Annotated in this window: 24 protein-coding genes; 11 read left to right on the top strand and 13 right to left on the bottom strand. The window is 48.4% G+C overall.

What is annotated here, in order from left to right; all coding sequences use genetic code 11:
- Window positions 1-427: 427 nt before the first annotated feature.
- A complete protein-coding gene (locus Pan241w_RS18630) occupies window positions 428-1363 on the top strand; it encodes a histone deacetylase family protein (RefSeq protein WP_145218744.1) in 936 nt (311 codons plus the stop codon).
- 27 nt (window positions 1364-1390) lie between these two features.
- Here Pan241w_RS18630 and Pan241w_RS18625 read toward each other — a convergent pair whose 3' ends face one another.
- From Pan241w_RS18625 to Pan241w_RS18615, 3 genes are all read right to left on the bottom strand, one after another.
- Window positions 1391-2419, bottom strand: a complete 1029-nt coding sequence (locus Pan241w_RS18625; protein ID WP_145218742.1) for a prenyltransferase/squalene oxidase repeat-containing protein — start codon at window positions 2417-2419, stop codon at window positions 1391-1393.
- 110 nt (window positions 2420-2529) lie between these two features.
- A complete protein-coding gene (locus Pan241w_RS18620; protein ID WP_145218740.1) occupies window positions 2530-2889 on the bottom strand; it encodes a 2Fe-2S iron-sulfur cluster-binding protein in 360 nt (119 codons plus the stop codon).
- Window positions 2890-3012: 123 nt separating this feature from the next.
- On the bottom strand, window positions 3013-3483 hold the full coding sequence (locus Pan241w_RS18615; RefSeq protein ID WP_145218738.1) for a universal stress protein: 471 nt from the start codon (window positions 3481-3483) through the stop codon (window positions 3013-3015).
- Between the two features lie 504 nt (window positions 3484-3987).
- Here Pan241w_RS18615 and Pan241w_RS18610 point away from each other — a divergent pair.
- Window positions 3988-5091 (top strand): hypothetical protein, encoded by a 1104-nt coding sequence (locus Pan241w_RS18610; RefSeq protein WP_145218736.1) that lies wholly within the window; start codon window positions 3988-3990, stop codon window positions 5089-5091.
- A 13-nt stretch (window positions 5092-5104) separates the two neighbouring features.
- Here the strand turns inward: Pan241w_RS18610 and yidD are convergent, their stop codons facing one another.
- Genes yidD through Pan241w_RS18590 form a run of 4 tightly spaced genes read right to left on the bottom strand, consistent with a single transcriptional unit; the run spans window position 5105 to window position 7113 of the window.
- Window positions 5105-5356, bottom strand: a complete 252-nt coding sequence (gene yidD / locus Pan241w_RS18605) for a membrane protein insertion efficiency factor YidD (protein ID WP_145218734.1) — start codon at window positions 5354-5356, stop codon at window positions 5105-5107.
- Window positions 5353-5718: a ribonuclease P protein component gene (rnpA, locus tag Pan241w_RS18600; protein WP_145218732.1), complete on the bottom strand. Its 366-nt coding sequence runs from the start codon at window positions 5716-5718 to the stop codon at window positions 5353-5355. The genes yidD and rnpA overlap by 4 nt, the downstream gene beginning before the upstream one ends.
- Window positions 5719-5755: 37 nt before the next feature.
- On the bottom strand, window positions 5756-6196 hold the full coding sequence (locus Pan241w_RS18595) for a hypothetical protein (protein WP_145218731.1): 441 nt from the start codon (window positions 6194-6196) through the stop codon (window positions 5756-5758).
- A 5-nt stretch (window positions 6197-6201) separates the two neighbouring features.
- Window positions 6202-7113 carry a DnaJ C-terminal domain-containing protein gene (locus Pan241w_RS18590; protein ID WP_145218729.1) on the bottom strand — a complete coding sequence of 304 codons (912 nt, stop codon included), beginning with the start codon at window positions 7111-7113 and terminating at the stop codon, window positions 6202-6204.
- Between the two features lie 349 nt (window positions 7114-7462).
- Here Pan241w_RS18590 and Pan241w_RS18585 point away from each other — a divergent pair, with 349 nt between their 5' ends.
- The gene (locus Pan241w_RS18585; RefSeq protein WP_145218727.1) at window positions 7463-8818 is read left to right on the top strand and encodes an ABC transporter permease; all 1356 of its coding nucleotides are present in this window, start codon (window positions 7463-7465) and stop codon (window positions 8816-8818) included.
- A 48-nt stretch (window positions 8819-8866) separates the two neighbouring features.
- On the top strand, window positions 8867-9544 hold the full coding sequence (locus Pan241w_RS18580) for an ABC transporter ATP-binding protein (protein WP_145218725.1): 678 nt from the start codon (window positions 8867-8869) through the stop codon (window positions 9542-9544).
- 98 nt (window positions 9545-9642) lie between these two features.
- Here the strand turns inward: Pan241w_RS18580 and Pan241w_RS18575 are convergent, their stop codons facing one another.
- Window positions 9643-10140, bottom strand: coding sequence for a hypothetical protein (locus Pan241w_RS18575; protein WP_145218723.1), 498 nt, complete (start codon window positions 10138-10140; stop codon window positions 9643-9645).
- Between the two features lie 567 nt (window positions 10141-10707).
- On the opposite strand from Pan241w_RS18575, the gene argB reads away from it, so the two are divergent.
- Window positions 10708-11583: an acetylglutamate kinase gene (argB, locus tag Pan241w_RS18570; protein ID WP_145218722.1), complete on the top strand. Its 876-nt coding sequence runs from the start codon at window positions 10708-10710 to the stop codon at window positions 11581-11583.
- 5 nt (window positions 11584-11588) lie between these two features.
- Here the strand turns inward: argB and Pan241w_RS18565 are convergent, their stop codons facing one another.
- Both Pan241w_RS18565 and Pan241w_RS18560 read right to left on the bottom strand, forming a co-directional pair.
- Window positions 11589-12083: a hypothetical protein gene (locus Pan241w_RS18565; RefSeq protein ID WP_145218720.1), complete on the bottom strand. Its 495-nt coding sequence runs from the start codon at window positions 12081-12083 to the stop codon at window positions 11589-11591.
- Complete coding sequence (locus tag Pan241w_RS18560; RefSeq protein ID WP_198000013.1) at window positions 12080-13045, bottom strand: hypothetical protein; 966 nt, start codon at window positions 13043-13045, stop codon at window positions 12080-12082. Before Pan241w_RS18560 ends, Pan241w_RS18565 begins: the two co-directional genes overlap by 4 nt.
- A 183-nt stretch (window positions 13046-13228) precedes the next feature.
- Between Pan241w_RS18560 and Pan241w_RS18555 the strand changes: the two genes are divergently transcribed.
- The 6 genes from Pan241w_RS18555 to Pan241w_RS18530 all read left to right on the top strand — a co-directional run bounded on the left by Pan241w_RS18555 (window position 13229) and on the right by Pan241w_RS18530 (window position 19677).
- Window positions 13229-15196, top strand: a complete 1968-nt coding sequence (locus tag Pan241w_RS18555; protein ID WP_145218716.1) for a hypothetical protein — start codon at window positions 13229-13231, stop codon at window positions 15194-15196.
- The gene (locus Pan241w_RS18550) at window positions 15193-15864 is read left to right on the top strand and encodes an ABC transporter ATP-binding protein (protein ID WP_145218714.1); all 672 of its coding nucleotides are present in this window, start codon (window positions 15193-15195) and stop codon (window positions 15862-15864) included. Before Pan241w_RS18555 ends, Pan241w_RS18550 begins: the two co-directional genes overlap by 4 nt.
- Entirely contained in the window at window positions 15861-17039 is a 1179-nt protein-coding gene (locus Pan241w_RS18545; protein WP_145218712.1) for an ABC transporter permease, read from the top strand. The genes Pan241w_RS18550 and Pan241w_RS18545 overlap by 4 nt, the downstream gene beginning before the upstream one ends.
- Window positions 17040-17050: 11 nt before the next feature.
- A complete protein-coding gene (locus tag Pan241w_RS18540) occupies window positions 17051-18004 on the top strand; it encodes a metal ABC transporter substrate-binding protein (protein ID WP_145218710.1) in 954 nt (317 codons plus the stop codon).
- Between the two features lie 504 nt (window positions 18005-18508).
- Window positions 18509-18745 carry a hypothetical protein gene (locus Pan241w_RS18535; RefSeq protein WP_145218708.1) on the top strand — a complete coding sequence of 79 codons (237 nt, stop codon included), beginning with the start codon at window positions 18509-18511 and terminating at the stop codon, window positions 18743-18745.
- 83 nt (window positions 18746-18828) lie between these two features.
- Window positions 18829-19677 carry a TatD family hydrolase gene (locus Pan241w_RS18530; RefSeq protein WP_145218706.1) on the top strand — a complete coding sequence of 283 codons (849 nt, stop codon included), beginning with the start codon at window positions 18829-18831 and terminating at the stop codon, window positions 19675-19677.
- Window positions 19678-19747: 70 nt separating this feature from the next.
- Here the strand turns inward: Pan241w_RS18530 and mog are convergent, their stop codons facing one another.
- The 3 genes from mog to Pan241w_RS18515 are packed head-to-tail and all read right to left on the bottom strand — an operon-like array spanning window position 19748 to window position 22715.
- Window positions 19748-20290, bottom strand: coding sequence for a molybdopterin adenylyltransferase (gene mog, locus Pan241w_RS18525; protein ID WP_145218704.1), 543 nt, complete (start codon window positions 20288-20290; stop codon window positions 19748-19750).
- Window positions 20291-20317: 27 nt separating this feature from the next.
- Window positions 20318-21010 (bottom strand): hypothetical protein, encoded by a 693-nt coding sequence (locus Pan241w_RS18520; RefSeq protein ID WP_145218702.1) that lies wholly within the window; start codon window positions 21008-21010, stop codon window positions 20318-20320.
- A 40-nt stretch (window positions 21011-21050) separates the two neighbouring features.
- Window positions 21051-22715, bottom strand: a complete 1665-nt coding sequence (locus tag Pan241w_RS18515; RefSeq protein WP_145218700.1) for a formylmethanofuran dehydrogenase subunit A — start codon at window positions 22713-22715, stop codon at window positions 21051-21053.
- Window positions 22716-22737: the final 22 nt, after the last annotated feature.

The following is a 22737-nucleotide window of genomic DNA, read 5'->3' as shown; positions in this document are numbered from 1 at the left end:
ATTCGAGTCAGATTCCAACTAAATATGTCAATTTATACTATAGCTGACAAGGAATTACTGTTTTAAAGATACCACGGAGCGGAGAAAAATACATCAAATGATGTTGTGAAATAGAAAAGGTTGTTTTTTACAGCTTAATTTTATTATCTTACGTTATCGCTTTACCTTACGAGCTGTCAAGATTTTTCTCTACCTCCAGGTCGTTTTCTCTTCAGAAGGGGCTTGAGCTTGATTGGATCTGTGTTGGATCGAATCCGGATTACCTGTTTACTCTACAAAATTCATGTTCTGTTGATGTTCGCTGTTGAGTCCATAAGTGCGATGAGAATGTACAGTTTGGTAAGAGCTGGTTTGTCCTTTCGTAATGGTTATATGACTTACACTGAAATCCGAAAATTTGAGATATCCTGATTGAAATGGAATCTTCATGGCAGATTTTTTTCAAAGCCCGACTTTTTTGCTCCATGAAACAGGAGAGCATCCTGAGAACTCTGTTCGTTTGAAAAAAATCAAGGAGCGTGTTGCGACAGAAAAAATTACCAATCTACAGTCCGTAGTTCAATGGGACACTGGAACCCGTCAACAGATTCTCAGAGTCCATACCGCCGATTATTTGCGTGAACTGAAGCAATATTGTGCTGAAGGGGGAGGCAGGATTGAGACGGATACGGTGGTCTGTTTGGAGTCTTATGATGTGGCAACTTATGCTGCAGGATGTGCAGTTACAGCTGTGAATGAGGTGTTGGGGAAAAAGACGAAGCGGGCATTTTGTGCAGTGAGGCCGCCCGGACATCATGCCTTGCCTGATCAGGCGATGGGGTTTTGTTTGTTGAATAATGTTGCCATCGCAGCCCGCCATGCCATTAAGCAGCACCAACTGAATCGGGTTCTGATTGTTGACTGGGACGTGCATCATGGTAATGGGACCCAGGATATCTTTTATAAAGACGGGCAGGTGTACTTTTTCTCCGCCCATCGATTTCCCTTTTATCCGGGCACAGGAACCGCAGCGGAAACGGGAGCCGGCGATGGTTTGGGAACAATCTGGAATCTGCCACTGGCATTTGGAATTTCAAGGAAAGACTATTTCGCGAAATTTGAGCGGATGTTGCTCGATGCTGCTCGTAAATGTCGACCGGAACTGATCCTGATCAGTGCTGGCTTCGATGCGCACAAAGATGATCCGATTGGCTCATTGGGATTAGAGACCGAGGATTTTGGAAAACTGACACAGTTGGTGCTGAATGTTGCTAATGAATACTGTGACGGAAAGGTCGTCAGTCTGCTCGAAGGGGGCTACAACCCAGAGAAACTAGCTGAATCTGTAGTCAGCCATTTAAAAGTGCTGAGTCAGAATCAGTAAGTTCGCGTTCCTGCAACGGCAGAGATGCTATTTCTGATAAATTGGCAGATATCCATTATCCAGTTGCAGGATCGTCGCATTAATTGCCGTGGTATAGACCGGACCAACGTGACCTTCCAGCCAGGCGCCGGACGCCGATTGTTTTCGTATAATCTGCTGGCCGATATCCTTGATATATTTGTCCCAGTCTTTGGATTCGCCGCGGTACATGACCTGTGCATAGTAAAAATGAGCGTAGTGCCAGTGCCCGAAGTAACTTCTCGAATTTCCACCAGGCCAGATGTTTTTCCGACAGAACTCCAGCATGTTTTTCAATTGATCTGAGTCAAATTCGCCAGCGTTAAATAACGCAGCACAGGCGGCAGCGGTAATCGCCGGCCGGGCGCCTCCGCCGCGAATGCTGTATTGAACGCCCCCCTCGGGAGTCGTGCAGTCTGCAATATATTTTTTCGCTCGATCAATAATCTTTTTATCAACGGGAATGCCGGCATTGCGGCAGGCACGCAATCCCTGAACCTGAGTAATACAGGTTGAGCCTTCATCAAAATCATTGCCGTCTTTTGCAGAAACATATCCCCAGCCACCCCGCGTTGTTTGGGCGCCGGCACAAAATTCGACCGCTTTCATCAGTACTTTTTTTAGTTCTTCACGACGCAATGAGTCTTCTTCTTCTCCATAGACCTGCGATAAAAAGACCATCGAATACCCGTGCCCATAGGTGTAATGGTAGTCGTTCTTGTAGCCGATCAAACCGTTCTGCTGACTCATTTCAAGAAGATAATCAACGGCGTTCTTGATATTCTTGGCGTATTTGCCACGTGTGGTAGTTGAACCTTCAGATAACAGTGCATTCCCGGCAAGAGCCGTCATCGCGACACGATACTGGCCTCCGTTTGCTTCCCAGTATCCCTGGCGACGCTGTTCTCTGGCCAGATATTGCAGAGCATTCGTAATCGCCTTCTGGAGCTTGGGATCACGGGTTTTAGCGAATGCAGAATCCGTGACAGGCAGGAGTACGCAGCCTGTTATCAGAAGAAAAGCCAGAACTCTTCGCATGAGGTTCTCCCTCGATTAAGAGGTTCCAATTCCAGTCACAGGAGCAGAATTGGTCGAAAGAGAAGCCCTGATCATTGCGCAAACAGAACTTCCCGGGATTTGATCATTGTCTATTTATCAACCCATTCAACGGGCTGTGGTTCAATTTCGTCTTTCGGTCTATGGCCTGCGTCAGCACGTCCACTGCCTTCGAGTCGGCTGATAACGCGGACAGTCATATCATGATCACAGAGAATTTGACAGCTCAATCGGCATCCGGACAATTCGCGGGCCTCAAGCGTATTTTTTTCTGCGACGGTCATCTGGTTCGGTTCACCTTCTATAAATTCGACACGACATGTCGTGCAGCGACTTGCGCCACCACAAGCATGTAATTGATCGACGTGGGCATCATCGGTTAAGGCCAGTACCAGCCGTTTCCCTGAGTCCACTTCGAATTCTCCTACATTTTCAACAGTCAGTTTCGGCATTATTTCCTCAATGTAATGTGGGGTTCAGTATTAGTGATTTTATCTTGAATCAGCGTCCAGTACTCTTGAAATCCTTCCGAAAGGAAAGACTCAGATCCATTATAGGCTTTAACGGCACCTGTTTTAAGTCGGCATTACAAATTCTCTTTCGGGATGTGATACCGTTAGTACAGGGCAAGGGGCTTTGCGGACCACTTTTTCCGCCACGCTGCCTAGTAACATGTGTTTAATGCCGGTTCGGCCGTGAGTTCCTATGACGATCAGGTCGATTTCTGCCTGTTTCGCATAACGGATGATTTCGAGAAATGCGGGTCCGACACGTACTTCCCGCACTACTTCCAAGTCCTCGGTTCCTGGCAGGCCAGGCATTTCTTCCAGCTGTTTTTGGGCTAAATGCTGCATGTCTGATACGAGATCATTCATGGATGTCCCCATCATATTCGGTTCCGGGAACATCGCGACGGCATCCTGAACGACATTCAGCAGATGTAATTTTGCATCAAATCGTTTGGCTAATTCGCAACCATAGAGCAGGGCCTGCTCGCCAAATTCACTGAAATCGGTGGGTACGAGTATGTTTTTGAGTTCTATCATGGGGTTCCTCCTGGCTCAAGTAATCCTGATTGAGTCGATCTTCTTTTAATTGTAGTAAATCTAAGGACCTGTTTCCGAGTGACCGGCCGTGATCTTATGCAATATTCTTCATTAATCTATCGCGTCCCGCTTTCGACAAGTGAATATTGTTATCAGGAATAATCATTATATTTTGACTAATTCCTAAGCAGTGTATTATCTGAAAAACTGGCTTTGCAGTGATTTTCCGCATCTCAAATCCGGTTATAAACAGTACGACCGTTAGAGAACGAAAAACAGAATTATCAATCACGACACTTTTATTTATGAGAAATCGTTTTAGCAAGAATAAACGGATGGTTGTTGAACCTATTCTAACTGATTCATCACTTTCATATATCAGAAAGCGGCAGATTTAACCGATTTTTATTCCGTGTGCCATACCACATTTTGAGAGTTTGTCAAATTGGAATCGTGGTATTTGAAAATGGTGCGAGTCGCACGACACGGAAAGAGGAAATCAAGATGACAATGCCGTATAAAAAAACAGTCTCGTTATTTGCCTGCCTGCTTTCATTGACGGGATCATATGGCTGTCAGTCTGCCCAGCAAAAGGTCTATCAGCAGGCTGCTCGCCCCAGTGCAGAATACCAGTCAGCTCCCTACAGCCAAATGGAGTCCGAGCATCAAAGCCCCGGACACTATTTTAATGAGCCGGCTCCTGCCCCGGTCGACAACAATTTTCCTCCGGCGGCACCACCAAGTTTGAATCTGCCCGTGCCTGAAAAACAGACGAATAATGGGGGGCCTCTGATTCAGAGAACATCGCAGGAAGAGGTCGTTGACGACCAGGAGTATTTTAAGTCGGTATTTAGTGCGGAACCAGTCGAGCCTGCCCAGAAACATCTGGGGCTCGTGCCTCGCTATTCGACCGTCTCCTCGTCTGTTTCAAAGAAAGTCAAACAGATGAATGGGAAGGTCAAAGGCCTTTATTCCAAAATGAAATCGCATGTAAAAACGCCTGAGTGGATTCGAAAAGTTTCAGGCAGTCAGGTTGTCGTCCAGGAAGAAGAGGTGTTTTGTACTGATATGTCCTGCGTTGAAACAGCGCCGGTATTTGAGGAATTTCCTGCTCAAGCTGAGCCTGTAAATCCAGATCCCATCGGACCACAGCCTGTGCTTCCTCAGCCAAAACAACTACAACCGGTGTTCCCACAACCGGAACCGCAAAAAGAGAACAATCTTCCACGACTGCCCCCTCCGGGAGAAACAACGCATTGGGATAATAACTGGCGCGTTTCCGCTACCTTGGAGCAGCTTCCCGTCGACGACTATTCAACCTTAGATGATCAACTGGAACAGTGGCCTCATTCGAAACAACGCATGCAGTCGAATGCACAGGCATTTCAATTGAAAAAAACGGTACCCGTTTCAACGCCTCAGTTCATGCCGAATGAGCCAGTGCAGAAGCATCCGAGTCAATTGACCGTGCCTGCCATGATCTCTCAGGAACAGTCTGGACCGATTCGCAAAATTGGCCTGCAGAATTCGCAAAATGCGAACGGCCCAGCAACTTATTCTCCCTACACACCATTGCCAGCCAAGGCGACTTCGTTGAAGAATAATTAAGTCGAACGACGTTTTAAGGTGGGTCATAGCCACCCGGGTGAAAAGGATGACAGCGGCAGATCCGCAAGATTCCTTTTATACCCCCTTTTACCACCCCATACTTCTGGACTGCTAGAATAAAGTATTCGCTGCAGCTGGGGTGAAACCGACAGTGTCCTCCCAGAATATAGCGAAACGTCTTCTGGTAGATCCGCACCAGTCCGATCAGTATGTTGGCCGGAATCTGATAAAGAAATCGGAAAATGTGCAAAGCAATCTGTTTCATCCGCTTTGCTTGTGCTCCAGACGGTGGTTTATTTTCTGGGAAAGTCGTTTCAGCGAACTTTGATACTGTTTCAGGTCACCCTCGACAGTCGGTCGCGGTATGGCAATCAGATCTAGCCCTCGAGGGAGTTGGTGCTGCACGAGCCGAAAGGCCTCACGAATCAGTCTTTTCTTACGAGCCCGTTTGACTGCGTTTCCATTCTTTCGGGACACGCTAACTCCCAGGCGGGTCTGGTTCAGTTCATTTCTCACGGCAAACAAGAGCAGACACTGGTCTCCTGCCCGCTGCCTGGCGGAATAGATCGTGTCAAAATCCTGCTGGCTGCGTATTCTTTTCGTGTTTGGAAATTCGAATTGTTTCACAGGGAAACACTGCCTCCCGCAGACGTCGTAGAAATGTTTATGCTTTTGGCGGTTCTTCTTCGACCTGCTCTGAATCGTCAGGATTGTCTGGTGCTGGTTCCACAGGAATCTGTTGGTCAGGATGTGTCTGATTTGGATATGGTCTTCTAATCATGCTGCGAACAGAATGACCAAACAGGGATGTGAAAATCAAAATGCCAATCCCGGTTCCCGCCAGAATCCAGACAATGAGGATCAATACTCCCAGTTCCCGCGGTCGCTCATCTTTCTTTTTGCCATCTGACTTCTCGTTCTCCCCCAGCTCAGAATCAGTCGGTACGTCGACTCCTGATTGATTGCTGGAATCGACGGTAGCAGAACCAGCTTCCTCGTTCTGCTGTGCAGACAGGTTAGAGACCGGCATGCTGATGAAGAACAGCAACAGCATCAGGAAACACAATCGATGTTGCTTTTTCTCTAGTAGGCGGAATGCTTGCATTGAGATCACCATGCTTTCGACCGAGGCGCTTCTTGCTTGATTTGCTCATAAAGTGAGCGGTCCTGCTCACTGAGTTCTTTGGGGGCCACAATTTTGATGGAACAGATCTGGTCTCCAGGTTGTTTGGTTTTCTGATCGGTGATTCCTTTTCCGCGCAGTCGTAATTTCGTTCCACTGGACGTTCCCGGAGGAATCGTCACGGTGACTTCACCTTCCGATAACGTGGGGACGTCGACCTTTGCTCCTAAAGCTGCTTCAGGAAGTGTAATGGGAACTTCCAGCAGCAAATTGCTTCCATCCCGTTTGAAATACGGGTGGTTTCCGACTTTGATCGTGATCAATAAATCGCCGGGAGGCCCGCCATGAATTCCAGGGCCACCTTGACCACCAAGTCTGATCACCGATCCGTTATCGACTCCAGCCGGGATTTTGATCGTCAACCGTTCGGAAGAACTCCCCTGTTGAACGGTAACCTCGTGCTGACCTCCGACTGCTGCCAGATGAAAGGGGATTTCAATCTGAAGTCGTTTCGACTCCCCCTTCTGGGGTCTGGGTTGTGCGCGTTTGCCTCCGCGGAATGCACCACCAAATAAATCGCCCAGGTCAATCCCACCACCGCCAAACAGGTCTTCCATATCAATTGGCCCGGCTCCCCCACCGGATTGGTAATAACCGCCTCCTCCGGGGCCTGCCTGTTGAAACGAGTGGCCAAACTGATCGTATTGCTTGCGCTTATTCTCGTCGCGCAGAACTTCGTACGCTTCTTGAACTTCTTTAAATTTCTGATCCGCCGATTTATCGTCAGGTGCCATATCAGGGTGATATTTTCGCGACAGTTTTCTATACGCTTTTTTAATCTCATCAGCGCTGGCGCTGCGGGATACCTCCAGTATATCGTAATAGTCTCGTTTGTTCATTGGTTCGAAATTCGTTTAAAGTACCAGACGTCAAAATAGAGTTTGCAGATCAAAATCGTTTCGGGAAATCTGAAAACCCCTTGTTTTCAGGAGTATACCGAAAAATCAACCGGCCAATACCGTCAGATCCCAGGTTTCGGTTGAATCGATTATTGACTGACTTGAGCTGGGAGCATTCTACGTTTGAATTTGACTGGTTTTCAAGTTAGGTCTGTCTATAACTCCTTATTATCAGTTCTTTTATTATGAGAATACGAATCAAATTGATTCATTGATGGAACTGATCTGCATAGAATGACACAGACACTTTGAAGGACGGAATGAATTGACTCACTGGAAAATAGCATAAATGTTCAAATTTGCCTTACGAAACCTCCTGAGCCGCGCTTTACGTTCGTTTTTATGTTTGATGGGATTGACCATTGCGATTGCCGGAATGGTGGGCCTGTTTTCCATCGCCGGTGGGCTGGAAGAGACCGTCTCTCAGACATTCGGTAAAATATCGGGGATTGTCGCAATGCAACCCGGTGCGCCAATCCCGTTGTTTTCCCGGATTCCCCGATCGTGGGGAACTGAGATCGAAGAAATTCCTGGCGTGTCGGTGGTGAATCCGGAAATCTGGTCCCGAGTCAATATTATCGAAGGCAAACCGGTTATCAGTCCACCCCGATTGCTGTTTGGAACAGACCTACCCACACGTATGAAGTTAAAAAAAGGCATCTATCGCGAAGGCATCTATGCGGGCCGGTTTTTAAATCTGGAAGATCGGGGGAAACTCAATACGGTAATCAGCCGCCAGATTGCAGAACAGCATCACAAGCAGGTCGGCGACCAGATTGAGGTCAACGGTCAGCAGATGACAATCGTCGGTCTTTATGAATGCGGCTCGATCCTGCTCGATGTGGCGATCATTCTGGACATTGATGTCGTACGAGATATCACCAGATTTGATCCGCAGACTGTCAGTTGTTTTTATATTGAGCAGTCGGGGGATCTCAAAAATGAGGTGATTGTGAAAAACATTAAAGACCAGTTTCGGGATCGGGAACTGGCTTCCTGGCAGCCATCCTCTTTAGCATTAGCCAATGCTTCAGATTCAAATATTCTCAAAGACTTGGTCAATGCCATCGATCAGAGTCTAAAAGGAACCTCCGATCAGGGAGCGACGAAAACGGAGAACCCTGAAAAGCAGTCGTCCTCCCCCAAAACGCCTGTTGTAGAAACCGCGGATGCGAAAACGGGCGAACATCCCAGTGCATTGGAAGTCCGGGCGGCGTCTGATTGGGGAGACCGGTTGGATACATTCACAGCTGACCTGGATATCTTTCTGGGATTGATGACAGGGATTGGTATGTTAATTGCCATGCTGAGTATCATCAATACGATGTTAATGAGCGTGATGGAACGGATTGTGGATTTTGGGATTCTCAAAGCCAATGGCTGGTCCAATCGGGATGTAATGCTGCTGATCACCGCCGAGAGTTCGCTTTTAGGAGTCACCGGTGGAGTCCTGGGAGGAATTCTGGGATTAATCGCCATCAACATCGTGAACTGGAAATTTGCCAGCCAGGTCCATCTTTATGCCAGTCCGGGATTACTTCTGTTTGGTGTGGTCTTCAGCACGCTGCTCGGCATTCTTGGTGGGTTGTATCCTGCCTGGTGGACCACACGCATGACTCCCATTGATGCAATTCGACGTGGGTAAAACTTAAACCATCTAATCTGGAACGTGTTTGCAGAAAGTTGACAGCAGATGATCGAAGTTCGTGATGTTACGAAAATCCACCAGAGCGGCGAAACGGAAGTTCGTGCGCTGCAGGGTGTGAGTTGCCGCTTTCCCGGGCAAACGTTTTCGTTTATCCTGGGACCATCGGGAAGCGGGAAAAGTACGTTGCTCTATCTGATGGGGGCGCTGGATGCTCCGTCAACAGGCGAAATTTTTGTGCAAAATCGATCCCTGTCGACATTGAATCAAACTGAACGCGACACCTATCGTCGAGAAAAAGTCGGATTTGTCTTTCAGAGTTTTAATCTATTGAAAAACCTGAATGCATTGGAAAATGTGCTGGCTCCCTATTTGCCACAGGGGGTGACTGCCGAACAGAAGCAACGTGCCGAAGCTCTGCTGAAACAGGTGGGATTAGGCCAGCGGATTACCCATCGTCCGAATCAATTATCCGGTGGAGAGCAACAGCGGGTGGCGATCGCCCGTGCTCTGTTAAAACGGCCTTTATTGATCCTGGCCGATGAACCGACGGGGGAGCTGGATACTAAAACCGGCGCGGAAATCTTTAGTTGTCTTCGCGACATGAGCGAACAATATCAAACAACCGTTGTGATCGTGACACACGACGAACGCTATATCAGAGAGACCGATTATATTATCAGGTTACGCGATGGGAAAATTGCAGAGGAGAATGCGACCGATTAGTTCAAATCGATGACTCTGTAGAATGGTATAGAAAAACAGCTACGATTCAAAATTTAGAAGTCGTAGCTGTTTTCAGGTTTGCGATTATTGGTCTTGAATCAAACAGTGTCAATTTTTCCGTCGTGCGATTTGCGAAAGCCGGGTCCTGCCTCTTCGGGGGGAGTGGCATAGACATTCAGACGCACAATTTCCAGATCAGCCAGATGACCTTCAATCGTGATATAGGCGGAAGCCGGTGTGCTGGCGATAGCTGCTTCTGAATCTTCCTGATAATGGAAATGGAAGCGATTGACAGACTCGAATCGGTCCAGCAGTTGTAACAGGTCGAACTGAAAGCTGGCGGCAATAAATTGACCGTCGCGTTGTCCACCAACGATTTCCGTGCTGCCCAGGAACAGTCCCACTTCCCAGCATTCTTCAGTGAACTGACAGTCGAAGCCAACCCGACCTACTTCATCATACGGATTGAAGATGTCAGCGACCTCGTCCACAAAACTACTGAGCCAGGAAGGACGACAATTGATGTTTGTTTGATCTGAAGCAAAGTTTTCCATTTGTTTCATCAGGTGTTGAATCGGCAAGTGTGAATGGGCCAACGTTGTTTCTCCGTCTCAATCTCTTAAGGTCTCATAGTGGTTGTAAAGCAAGCAATTTCGTGAGCGATTACGATCTTGTTCTGTAGAGTTAAATATCGGGGAATTGCATGGAACGCCCACACAACAATTCTGCTGTTCTCCTGAGATGGCCCGTATCTGTGTCTGTGAGCGCAAAATTGCCGAACCGGCCTGTCGCACCATTCCCTCTACTTGCCGGGGCCGTATTGATCAGTCCGATTGTGTTGCCTGTCAGGTAGTCGATTCAAGTTGGATTATGCCAGTTCGAGGACTGAAAAATTTTACGAAATCCTGTTTTGCGATGTTTGAAATTGAAGTTGAGTGAAAAAATATGAAAACAGATTAAAATATGAAAAAAACATGTTCTTTTGTGGACAGAAATCAGCGCCGCTGGGGTTTCAGGGCAGTCGTTTGACAGTTCACTGAGGTCACTTACAATAAGTCCTGAGTAATTCTGTTTTCAGGTCAAATTAAAATCTCTTTAAAGAGATCGATTTTAGAATACAAATTTGCATCCGTTGATGTATCAAGAAGGATTAAAGGTCTACTGTGGAAGGTGCCGTTCGTAAAGCTGCTGTGTTGATCGAAGCGTTAAGCTGGATTAGGAGATTTCGTGGGCGATACGTTGTGATCAAACTCGGAGGCAGCGCCCTCGAAGAAGAGTCCGCCGTCAAAGCGTTTTTGACTGATGTGATCTTTATGCGCACGGTGGGTATGCATCCCATTCTCGTACACGGCGGTGGAAAAGCTATCAGTAAGGCGATGAGTGAAGCCGGGATTGAACCCCGGTTTGTGCATGGTCGACGTTTTACCGATGAAAAAACACTGGAAATCGCCACCGATGTCCTCGCTAATCAGATCAGTGAATCTCTGGCTCAGGAGATCAGAGCACAGGGGGCAAAAGCAGAACCACTTCATTTTGGGACACGGAACTGTCTTAAGGGAGAGCAACTGACTCTACAAGCGGATGATGGTTCTACTGTGGATTTAGGGCACGTTGGTTATGTCACAGACGTCGATCAGAAACTCCTGGCAGAAATCTGCGAATCGGATGCGATTCCTGTGATTCCATCTGTTGCCCTGGATCAATCAGGACAGAAGCTAAACGTGAATGCAGATACCGCTGCTGCGGCCCTCGCTCGTATTCTAAAAGCGGAGAAGCTTGTCTTTTTGAGCGATGTACCGGGCATCTTTCTCGATCGGAATGATCCCGAGACGCTGGTTTCCCATCTGGAAACCGAACGCTGTCGGGCTCTCATTGCGGATGGCACCATTGATGCCGGCATGGAGCCCAAGGTCGATGCGGCTCTGGAAGCGCTGGCAAGCGGGGTCGGGAAGGTTCACATCGTTGACGCCCGGCTTCCGCATTCGATTCTGCTGGAAATTTATTCCGATAAAGGGATCGGGACCGAAATCGTCAAATAGGGATTTCAATCGCTGGACTGCGGATTTTCCGGTGTGACGGCTTCTACCGGATTCGATCCGGAAAACCGGATCTCCGGGTGCCTGATCATGCCGCCCCAGTGCGCGGCGATGGTCCAGAAAACGGCCATTGAAATCGTGCCGACCACAATCAGTGATCGCTGCCAGCGAGGAATGGTTTCCCCTTGAAATCGTTGAATCAATGCATTGCCGACCACCATCGATAAAACGACCATCGCCAGCAGGCAGGAGCGAGCCAGGATGGCGTGAAACTCGACTGTTTGCTTCTCGACGCTAAAATGTGCTTTCAAGAGATCATAGGCGGGAGGACCGGAAAAGTAGGCGACTGTTGCCAGCAGCAGAATCGTCAACAGCAACCAGCAACAGATTTCAAACAGGCGGTCATCACGTAGCAGCCGCGACAGAATAAATAAGATCGATAGCCCCCAGCATCCTACAATGGGGACATGGACCGTGATGAGATGAATCTGGGCCGCGTTCATTGTCGACCTGTCTTGATCGCTTCGCTGGGATCAATTCCCTGGTCAACCTGACTGTAATCCAGTTCGCTGCCCCCCATACTGTGGGGAATCAGATAGCAGACTGTCATCACAATCGTGGCGGTGAAGACGGCAATTCGCATGATGGCGGTCACCTTTTTGTAGGGATTCAAACCGATCACCGAACAGGCGAAGACCCAGGCCAGAAACATGAACAGCATTTTATTATCGGTCCAGTCACCTCCCAGCGGAAATCCGGTCCAGTATTCTCCGAAGGCATATTTTTGAACCATGGGGCCTAAAATCATTCCGCCAACGGTCATGCCACACAGGGTAACCCAGGCCAGTTGCCGCATATTGTAGGGAGCAAACAGAGCGGCCAGACCTGATCGCATGCCTAACAGGATCGAAAAAATCATCAATGTGATATGAGGGATCAAAACGCCATCCGGGACAGGATCCTTGAAGCGAATCAAAACATTAGAAGCTGCATCTTTCGGGAACCGACGTTGTTTGCCATCGATCTTAGCTTCAATGTAATACTCCAGCTTTCCTGCAGCCGGTTGTTTGGGGAGGGGCGCCTGCAACTGGGGCCCTGAATCCGTGTCCGTCAACTCCATCAGGACCGGCGTAAAGTCATCCTTCGTCCGGAATCGTTTATAAAACAGGGTGCCACTGACTCCTTTGGAGACGTTCTCGGGAACCGGCAGTTCCACGACGGCGTCATGCGTGGATTCATGTGTACGAATGAGCTTAGCGGTGATTCCGTCAGCCACTCGGAATTTCATCGGATGAGTCGGTCCAGTTGCCCGCTGATAAATCATCGCGGAGGCGGCCAGCAGGAATGCCAGAAACCAGAGCCCTCTCCGTTTTAGCAGACTGGGTTTAGGCGGGAGCGTGGAGGCAGCTGTAACTTCTTGTGATGTTTCAGCTTCGGTCTGGTCTGAATCCTGAGTTTCTTCCATGGGAGACCCTTTTTTCTCAATCATTGTGAATTCAATATTCGTAGTGTCTTATAAGCAGACCACGATTGCAATTCTATACTCTCTCTCGGTACGATCAAATAGTACAGAAATGTAATAAAACCTGCCTGTTTGATACGCTCTTTTCTATTAGAACTCCGTATTTATCCAGTTCGAAATTCCAATATGACCCCACGAGTTGTCGCTTTAACCTGTCACAGTAAGAAACCACGTGGCTGTACTTACAAACAGAGATCAAACATCCGATTGGTGCTGCTCTCTTGTCTGACGCTACTGTGCTGTCTCGGCATTCCCAAAATCGGCGAAGCACATCCGATTTCTGTCAGCCAGGAAAATGTCTACGTCACCCGCGACAAGGTGATGCTCTCGATGCAAATTTACGTCGAAGATCTCTACTTCTTTCAGAAACTGGAACCGGACAAAGAAAATATTGTCTCTGCTGATAAAATCAAAAAAGCGATCGAACAACACAAACAGTTCCTACTGGATCGGCTGATTGTGCGGGACATCAACGGCGAGAAATTAAAGGGAAAAGTGGTCTCTGTCGACGATTCCTCAATTAAACCGCAGGGCGTTGCGATGTCAGACCTGATGCTGTTTACGCTGGTTTTTCAGATTGAATATCCACTCGCAAAACCCCCGGAATTTCTGACCTTCAGCCAGCAACTGGTTGATTCCAATGCAGGCTTTCCCGCGATGGTGCAGTTTAATCTCAAACAGGAAGGTTCTGAAACCCCCTATGCGGTCTCGATGAAACCGCGAGAGCCACAAACGATTCGTTTTAACTGGGACAGTCCTCCTTTGGCTCCGGATGCTTCCGAAGCCGACTGGCAGAAGTGGCTCAAAGATCGCCGCGAGGAGACGCTGGGTATTACCAGTTACGGTACCATCTATTCGTTCCTGTATATTGAAGATTTTGAAGTCCGGCACGAAATTCTGATTCCGCTGGCAACACTGGAATCATTCTTCACCCTTGAACGCAAAGAAGACGATTTCCTGTCTGTCTCGGAACAGGAAGCATCAAGAGAACAAATTGAGCAGTTTTTTGCGAAAGCAAATCCGATTGAAATTGACGGCATCGAGGTGAAGCCTGTCATTTCGCGACTCGATTTTTATAGTCTCGATTTCCGGGATTTCGCTAAGCCAGCGGAGAAAAAACGGGTCAGTACCGCTAACGCCCGTGTCGGAATCATTCTGAATTACAGCACCAAAGGGACTCCCGAAAAAGTCAAAGTGACCTGGGACATGTTCAATCGGAGTGTCTGGAGTGTGGAATCGGTCTGCTTTGCCTTTGATCAATCTTATAGACCGGTCTTTTCCAAACTGGAGCGGAGCAGTGTTTTTGAATGGGTGAATCCGGGCCGCAAAGTCAGCCTGGATGTCAATCCCGTAGCTGTCAGTCTGCAGCCTCGTTCGCTCTGGTCGATTCCCCTGGTCAGCGTGATCGGCTTTCTTTTATGTTTTTGCGTCGCTTTGAGCCTGTTTCGAAAAACACCATCGCACCGAAATACCTTGGTCCTGCTTGCCGTTTTGTTTGTCGCCAGCCTGTTATGTTGGCCTTTATCGCGCGTTACCTTTGCCAATCCTCTGGAGCCGATTCCGAAGGTACCCGCTGATAAGGCGGAAGCCGTCTTCAAAACGCTGCATAAAAATATTTACCGGTCGTTTGATTATCATACTGAAAGTGATGTCTACGATGCGCTGGCGAAAAGTGCTGATGGCTCCTTTCTGGAAACATTGTATCTTCAGATTAATCAAAGTCTGAAAATGCAGGAGCAGGGGGGCGCTGTTGCGCGTGTCACCGATGTGCAATGGGAGACGGTTCAGCCGGAAACGGAGCTGGCGCCCGAAAATCAGTCTACGCGAGATGAACGCAGTTTTGCCGTCAAGACAACGTGGACTGTCGCAGGAACGGTCGAACATTGGGGCCATATTCACACGCGCACGAATCAGTATCAGGCGATCTTTTATCTGGAACCGGTGGACGATGTCTGGAAACTGACCGGCATGAATTTGTTGGATGAACAGCGATTGCCGTTTAAGACCAGAGTACGCGAAGTGAATACGGAAGATGCAACGACTCCTGAAGATAAATCGCCGGAAACAAAGTCCGCTGATTCGAGTTCATCATGATTCAGATGCAACAACTCAAATTCAGTTATCCTCAATCCCCTTTTCGATTGAGCATTCCCGAACTGGAAATCAAAGACGCCGAAAAAGTCGCCGTGATTGGCCCCAGTGGGTGCGGTAAGACGACACTGCTGAATCTGTTTTCCGGCATTCTGATTCCCGAGCAGGGTACACTGGTTTCCTGTGGCATTGATTTGAAAACACTCAACGACAGCCAGCGACGCGCTTATCGCATTTCCAAAATTGGTTTTGTCTTTCAGGAATTTGAATTAATCGATTATTTGAATGTCCGTGAAAACATTCTGCTACCGTATTTCATAAATTCGACACTGCAACTGGATGAAGGTGTGCAGCAAAGGGCACGCGAACTGGCGGCAGCCATGCAGATCGATTCCTATTTCAACTCGCGCATTGATCGCATCTCTCAGGGTGAACGCCAGCGAGTAGCGATCTGCCGGGCACTCTTGCCTCAGCCACAGATTTTGCTGGCAGATGAGCCCACTGGAAATCTCGACCCGACTAATAAACGGCTCATTCGTGATCTGTTACTCGAACACGCCACGAAAACCAACGCCACCTTAATCATGGTGACTCACGATGATCGCCTGCTGGATCAGTTCGAACGCACGATAGATATCGAACGTTTTCATGAATTGGTGGAAACGACATGAATGGAATCCTCCGGCTGACATTACGCTATTTAGCTTACAATAAGGTGAAAACGATCACGTTGATTGTGTGTGTTTCGCTGGCGTTGCTCTTGCCTGTATTACTGCAATTTGGCGTAGCACAGTTCGAACAGGACCTGATGGCCCGAGCCCATTTGACTCCGTTGGTAGCAGGAGTTAAGGGAAGTCGTTTTGATCTTGCGCTACAGAGCATGTATTTCAGTCGTGCAGATCTGGAGCCGACATCGATGCGGGAAGTGGAGACGATTCAGGAGACAAACTACGCCCTCCCAATACCACTGGCTCTCCGTTTTACCGCGCAGGGATTTCCCGTTGTCGGAACCACGCTGGATTATTTTGAGTTTCGCGAGCGGGAGATAGCGAAGGGAACACAACTGAAGCGGTTGGGTGATTGTATAATCGGAGCCAATATCGCTGAGGAACTTCAGTTACAACCCGGCGACAAACTGATGTCGGATCCGCTCAATGTGTTTGATCTATCGGGAAATTATCCGCTAAAAATGCGGGTCGTGGGAGTACTCGAAAAATCAGAGTCTCCCGACGATGATGCCGTCTTTGTCGATTTGAAAACCGAATGGATCATCTCGGGTATCGGTCACGGACATCAGAGTATCAATGCGGAAACGAATAAAGATCTGGTGTTGAAGCAGGAAGATCAGACAACCGTCGCGAACGCCGCCGTTCCTCAGTTTAATGAGGTGACTAATGAGAACTTGTCTTCGTTTCACTTTCATGGAGAGACTGATACATTTCCCATTTCCGCTATCATTGTGGTTCCCGTTGATCCAAAGTCGGAAGTTCTGCTGTTGGGCATGTATGATACGAAAGAATCACAGTTACAGTTGATTCGTCCGACCGAAATTGTCAATGAGTTGATGGGTATGGTGTTTCGCGTCAAGCAATTGTTTGATATGAATGCCTTGCTGGTTTCGATTTCCGTCGGATTATTATTGGCACTGGTATTTGTGCTTTCGCTGCGTTTACGCAAGCGGGAACGAAAAACGATGTTTCAATTGGGCTGCAGCAGATCGACGATCTGGAAGCTGCAGCTGACAGAAGTCTTCTTTATTTTAGCTGCCAGCCTGCTGATTGTGCTGGGCATTACCGCCATCGTGCGCGTTTATGCGAGTCAGCTGCTGCGTCTCTGGTTTAGTTAGTGATTTTAAATATGCAACGGACTATTTTGCTCATCGCATTGTTTTCAGTACTGACACTCTGTGCCTGTCAGCCGGACACAGAGTCGAAACCAAAAAAGAAGTCAGAAAATGAAACACCGGTTGTCGTGGTGGTCAACTATCCTCTGCAGTTTATTGTTGAGTCACTTGTCGGTCCGGAATTTGAGGTTCTCAATCCGGTACCCCCTGATGCAAACCCAGAAACCTGGTTGCCTAATGATACGATGATTCAGACAATTCAAAAGGCCGATCTGATTGTCACCAACGGCGCTAATTTTGCCGACTGGGTTAAGAAATTATCGCTGCCGCGTTCCAAAGTCTTGAGAACATCGCTTTCGTTAAAAGACGCGTTGATCACGGTTCCCGATTTTGAAGTGCACAGCCATGGAACGGGTGGCGCTCATTCCCACGCCGGGACTGTTGCCTTTTTCTGGCTGGATCCGGCTTTAATGGAGCGACAGGCTGAAGCGATCGCACAACGATTGATCGACATTGATCCGCAGCAAAAAGAGAGTATCGCCGCCAATCTGGAGAAACTGAAAGAATCTCTTAAGTCGCTCAGCCAAAAATTGGATCAACTTGAAGCCGAGTATCCGGGTTTGCACTGGTTCTCCGAACGCCCCGTTTATCAATACTTGGCGCGGCGGTGTGGCTGGACGATGCATCATCTGCACTGGAAGCAGGGAACCAATCTCAGCAAGAGTGACTGGGACAAATTGAACACGATGCAGCAGGAGCACAAAATCCCGTTTCTGGTGTGGGAGCATCAGCCGGAAAAGGAACGAGTGAAAGATCTCACAGAACATGGCGTGACTTCGGTGGTCCTCGATCCTTTGACGGTGAAACCAGCTCAGGGGGATTATGTGAGCGAAATGCAACGCCAGTTAGCACAATTGGAACTATTTCTGAAACAGCGTCAGACTGAGAGCTCTAAATCAACGAATTAGGCGATGATCATTCGCTCTAAAAAAGATAGTGCTGCTGGGATCAGGCACTGTAAAGGAACAGGCCTCTCTAGTCACAATCGTTGAAAATCGGATTATGGGGACTCCCTCGTATTACCCACAATTTGGCTTGTAACCCGCTTTTCAGTATCAAATTTTCTGCGAATTTACGGGCGAATATCCAAAGGCATTTATGATTCATCTCCTGACAAACAAAGGGTTTCAGTCGAAAGCAGGAGACGCCTGATATCATCCCGTTTTTGACTCACTCTAATTCCTACGACTCGTCTGATTATACTGAAATTCTGTTTCGGCTTTCGGGAATTTGACTTGAACTCAGTTAAGAGAGTAGGAAGAACCGATGTAAGGTGTATAATAAAGCGTGACTCAGATCACCCAAATTGGAGGTGATCGTAGCGTTTTTCGATCCCCTGGCGGATTCGTTGAAGACGCTTTCGTATCATGAAGGAGCGAGCTACCACAGACGTAATAATCCGAAAGGTTTTAATGATGCAAACAGCTTTACAGGTTTTGGATCGAGAGTATCTCGAAGCCCGTTGTTCTCTGTTGGAAATCGCTGCGGCATTGGATCGCATCGATCGGGCCAGTGATGAAGAGGAATCCAACGATTTCAATGATTCCCGCCTGGATCTTTTGAATCAGGCCATCGCACTTTTGACTGAGAAAAGTCATCTGCCGAATCGATCTGAACGAATGCTGCTCCTCTTTTCTGATTTGGACTAGATCGAGTTCAATCAAAACGATTTGGAGCGAGCCGACGCGAAATACTCCCACCCGCTTACTTTTGAATAAACAGTGAGACGATCATGCAAATCATCCAACCCCATTATCATGCCATTGCAAGAACCGCGCAAGATTACGAGCGCATGGCGATGTCCGGCGTTGTCGCCGTAGCAGAACCTGCCTTCTGGGCCGGTTTTGACCGCCTGTATCCGGAAACCTTTCTAGATTACTTCAGGCAGATCAGCGAATTCGAGCCGACGCGTGCCGCCGAGTATGGCATCAAGCATTATTGCTGGGTCGCCGTGAATCCCAAAGAAGCAGAAAATCCGGAATTGAGCCGCGAAGTGCTCAAGCACATGCCGGAGTTTTATGAAAAACCGACTGTGCTCGGCGTGGGAGAAATTGGCTTTCATAAAACCACGAAAAACGAAGAAGAGATCTTCGAAGCGCAGGTCGAACAGGCCATTAAATATGACCAGTTGATTCTGATTCATACACCACACCTGCAGGATAAAGTGCGTGGTACAAAACGCACACTGGAAGTGTTATCGCACATGAATGTGAATCCGGAGCGAGTCTGGATCGACCACGTAGAAGAACACACTATCCGTGAGCCTTTAGAAGCCGGTTACTGGGTCGGATTCACGCTTTACCCCGTTACCAAATGCTCTCCAAAACGAGCCGTTGATATGCTCGAAATGTATGGGCATGAGCGAATTCTGGTTAACTCTTCAGCCGACTGGGGACCCAGTGATCCCTTCACGCTGCAGCAGTGTGTGGTTCAATTCCGGGCTCGAGGATATTCGGTTCAGGATGCGATCGAAATTTTCCATAACAACCCCGCTCGTTTCCTGGGGCAGAATCCAAAATTCGATATTAAACCCATTCAACTGGAAACGATCGAAGACGAAATCAGCTCCAATCTGGTTTAACAAAGAGCGTTTATTGCAAGTCCATAAAACAGGAGCCGCGATGTCAATTGCGGCTCCTGTTTTTATGCGCTCATTTCTTTTTCGGTCGGAATGCGACGAGTCGCGCTTCATTGGTTTCCAGGTAAGGGCCTTCCAGCAGATCAATACAATAGGGGACAGCCGGAAATACCGCGTCCAGACATTCCTGAATCGCTTTTGGTTGACCTGGTAGATTGATGATCAATGAACCTCCTCGAATGACCGCTGTTTGGCGAGAGAGAATCGCCGTCGGAACTTTTTCCAGCGAAACTTTTCGCATCAGTTCTCCGAAGCCCGGCATCTCTTTTTCAGCGACTGCCAGTGTGGCTTCAGGAGTGATGTCTCTTTGGGCCGGCCCTGTGCCACCGGTGGTGACAATCAGGCAGCATTTTTCCAGATCACTGAGCTCTTGCAGGGTCTCGGTAATCGTATGCAGTTCGTCGGGTATCACACGTGCGACAGGGGTCCAATCGCTTTTGAGTACTTCAGACAGGTAGTCCAAAATTGCAGGGCCACCCCGGTCTTCATATTCCCCTCGACTCGCGCGGTCGGAAACAGTCACGATGCCTATGTTGGCAGCATCTGAATTTGACACTGGAAGCCTTTCTGGATTGAGAGATGACTACAGTTCAATACACTCACTGTTTTCAATGGTCATGTAATCGTCCGCGCCATCGTCGGTGTTGATCAGAATCCCCCCCACCAGCACGATCCGTTTACAGGAGAATTGATCAACGGTCGCATCGACTAATTGATTGACCTGTTCGTGAATGAGTTCATAGCTGATCTGAGTGGCTTCCTTGATGGGAGAGTCAGCTGCTAAAATGCGATCCCGCCAGGGTGTCAGCATCTGAATAATCTGGGGTTGTTGAAAATCATCATATTCGGCAGCCGGTTCATTGCCGGCTTTGATTTGAGTCACTGCACCTACCAGCGCACCGCAGGCTGAACTGCACTTCGACTGACCGGGACGTTGCATCTCTCCAATTTGACCATCAGCAGAAATTCCGATATGCGGACCATACAAAATAAACGCGGTTCCGCCATCATGAATGTGATGGGAGTACGCAGTCATCCCGGTTTTTCCCGTAAACGGAAAACCGGCGAGCCCTCCCAGTTGAAAAGGTCCGTCAAAGTCTCTCGTTAAATTCTTATCTGTTAAGACCAGGTCATCGGCACAGCGCGAACTGGCCATCAGTGTCGTGCGCCGGTCTCCCCCCAGCTCCTGTTCAATGTAATTCAGGTTTTCTTCCGCAGCCTGCGAGCAGGTCAGAGCATCCGGATAGTGGCTTTGAACGATTTTATCCCAACTCATGGCAACTTTCTCTCTCTTTTCTTTCTTGCTGATAGGTTAACTATTTTTGTCCGCAAGTGACTTGTTCTGCTTGAGGAATTTCCTGCTTCTCAATCTGGTAGTTACGGAACCGGATCGAGTAGTTCTCGTCAAACCATTCTTTGATATGCGGTAAAAATTCCTGATCAAAATCGGGCGCTGTAAAAAAGGTTCGGCCGAACTGATGTTCCTGAATTTCTCCGTCCGCTACGACAAGTTGACCATCTTTAAAGACCCAGCGCGGGCGTTCAAACATTTCCTGACGGTTTTGTTGAGGTGAATAGATGGTAATGTCAGCATCTGCTCCCACGCCCAGCTGTCCTTTGTCTTTCATACCCAGAACACGGGCGGGGGCGGCACGCGTGATGATGGCGATTTCGTAGAGCGAGTATTCACGCTCCAGATCAGCCAATACACTTCGTTCGCGAATTTCTTCCGGCATCTGAGACAGAAATTCCTGACGGAAACTCTTATCCATCAGCAGATAAATGATCTCCGGATAATGATAGAACGCCCCTCCATTCGGATGGTCGCTGGTCATGATTACCCGCCAGGGATCTTCCATCAATAGATACCATTCCAGTGCGATGGCCCATTGGACGGCATTGATTAAGCTGCGTTGCGGGCGGTATTCAATTGGAATCACGCCACAACTGCTTTCCAGTTCACAGTCGGCGGTATACCACTTGTTGCGGTTAATGTTATGCAAAAATTGACTGAAGGGGGTGTCCCCCGTCATTGAGAGCGTCAATCCGGGGTTGATATGACCGACATCGACGGTGATGTTTTCATGGGAGTTGACATAGTCGACCAGTTTCTGTGTCGCCGAGGAAAAACTGGTCGGGTCATTCGGATCACCGTCATACGAATGAAACTGGACATGGGCCAGATGTCCGCGGTGACCTTCCAGCGACTCCATTGTATTCAACGTGGTTTCCCAGTTTCCGGGGATTCCCAGATTGTTACAGTGAATATGTACGGAGTGCGGCAGTTTCAGTCGGTCGGCTGTACCGGCCAGGCCGCGCACAATCTGTCGGGGAGTGACGCCGAAATTCTGAACGGGAGAATCCAGTTCCTTTATTGATTTACGACTGATTTGTTTCCAGTCTTCAACACCGCCTGGATTCACAATTTTGATCGTGTAACCTTTGGCTGATTCCAATAGCCAGCTGCAATAAGAGTCCAGGGCTTTCTCATCCTGATTCCGTAGATGCTTCATCACGAAATGGTTGTTGCCGAACAGCAGGTAAAAACCCTTGTCCAGAATGGGCGTATCCTGCAGTTCTTCATGTGCATGTCGTGCGTGCAGACCGGGGATCGCGGCATCCATGGCGGTGGTATAGCCGATACTGGCGAACAGATATCCGGTGGCGAATGTGCTGGGAACCACGCCTCCCGTTCCGGAACGTGTATGTTCGCTACGATAAATAGGGGGGGCGTTGCGTTTCATCTCGGGCGTCATTTTGCGTCCGGCGTTGACTTTCGGACCCGCGATATGACAGTGCATATCGATCCCGCCCGGCATCACCACATAACCGGTCGCATCCAGTGTTTTTCCCGAAAATGTATCTGCGTTGGGGGGAGTAGAAATGATTTTGCCGTCCTGAATCCACAAGTCGCGCACTTCGCCGTTCACGCCGTTGGCAGGATCGTAAATCGTTCCATTTTTAATTCGGGAAACAGACACAATAAACCTTTAACAGCGACAG

Source organism: Gimesia alba (assembly GCF_007744675.1).
Lineage (GTDB): Bacteria > Planctomycetota > Planctomycetia > Planctomycetales > Planctomycetaceae > Gimesia > Gimesia alba.
This window is presented reverse-complemented; position numbering and strand designations above follow the sequence as displayed.

What these genes read in the sequence shown, in the direction of transcription:
- Pan241w_RS18630 (WP_145218744.1), top strand. Translation starts at nt 428, where the DNA reads ATGGCAGATTTTTTTCAAAGCCCGACTTTTTTGCTCCATGAAACAGGA.
- Pan241w_RS18625 (WP_145218742.1), bottom strand. Translation starts at nt 2,419, where the DNA reads ATGCGAAGAGTTCTGGCTTTTCTTCTGATAACAGGCTGCGTACTCCTG.
- Pan241w_RS18620 (WP_145218740.1), bottom strand. Translation starts at nt 2,889, where the DNA reads ATGCCGAAACTGACTGTTGAAAATGTAGGAGAATTCGAAGTGGACTCA.
- Pan241w_RS18615 (WP_145218738.1), bottom strand. Translation starts at nt 3,483, where the DNA reads ATGATAGAACTCAAAAACATACTCGTACCCACCGATTTCAGTGAATTT.
- Pan241w_RS18610 (WP_145218736.1), top strand. Translation starts at nt 3,988, where the DNA reads ATGACAATGCCGTATAAAAAAACAGTCTCGTTATTTGCCTGCCTGCTT.
- yidD (WP_145218734.1), bottom strand. Translation starts at nt 5,356, where the DNA reads ATGAAACAGATTGCTTTGCACATTTTCCGATTTCTTTATCAGATTCCG.
- Pan241w_RS18595 (WP_145218731.1), bottom strand. Translation starts at nt 6,196, where the DNA reads ATGCAAGCATTCCGCCTACTAGAGAAAAAGCAACATCGATTGTGTTTC.
- Pan241w_RS18590 (WP_145218729.1), bottom strand. Translation starts at nt 7,113, where the DNA reads ATGAACAAACGAGACTATTACGATATACTGGAGGTATCCCGCAGCGCC.
- Pan241w_RS18585 (WP_145218727.1), top strand. Translation starts at nt 7,463, where the DNA reads ATGTTCAAATTTGCCTTACGAAACCTCCTGAGCCGCGCTTTACGTTCG.
- Pan241w_RS18580 (WP_145218725.1), top strand. Translation starts at nt 8,867, where the DNA reads ATGATCGAAGTTCGTGATGTTACGAAAATCCACCAGAGCGGCGAAACG.
- Pan241w_RS18565 (WP_145218720.1), bottom strand. Translation starts at nt 12,083, where the DNA reads ATGAACGCGGCCCAGATTCATCTCATCACGGTCCATGTCCCCATTGTA.
- Pan241w_RS18560 (WP_198000013.1), bottom strand. Translation starts at nt 13,045, where the DNA reads ATGGAAGAAACTCAGGATTCAGACCAGACCGAAGCTGAAACATCACAA.
- Pan241w_RS18555 (WP_145218716.1), top strand. Translation starts at nt 13,229, where the DNA reads ATGACCCCACGAGTTGTCGCTTTAACCTGTCACAGTAAGAAACCACGT.
- Pan241w_RS18550 (WP_145218714.1), top strand. Translation starts at nt 15,193, where the DNA reads ATGATTCAGATGCAACAACTCAAATTCAGTTATCCTCAATCCCCTTTT.
- Pan241w_RS18545 (WP_145218712.1), top strand. Translation starts at nt 15,861, where the DNA reads ATGAATGGAATCCTCCGGCTGACATTACGCTATTTAGCTTACAATAAG.
- Pan241w_RS18540 (WP_145218710.1), top strand. Translation starts at nt 17,051, where the DNA reads ATGCAACGGACTATTTTGCTCATCGCATTGTTTTCAGTACTGACACTC.
- Pan241w_RS18535 (WP_145218708.1), top strand. Translation starts at nt 18,509, where the DNA reads ATGATGCAAACAGCTTTACAGGTTTTGGATCGAGAGTATCTCGAAGCC.
- Pan241w_RS18530 (WP_145218706.1), top strand. Translation starts at nt 18,829, where the DNA reads ATGCAAATCATCCAACCCCATTATCATGCCATTGCAAGAACCGCGCAA.
- Pan241w_RS18520 (WP_145218702.1), bottom strand. Translation starts at nt 21,010, where the DNA reads ATGAGTTGGGATAAAATCGTTCAAAGCCACTATCCGGATGCTCTGACC.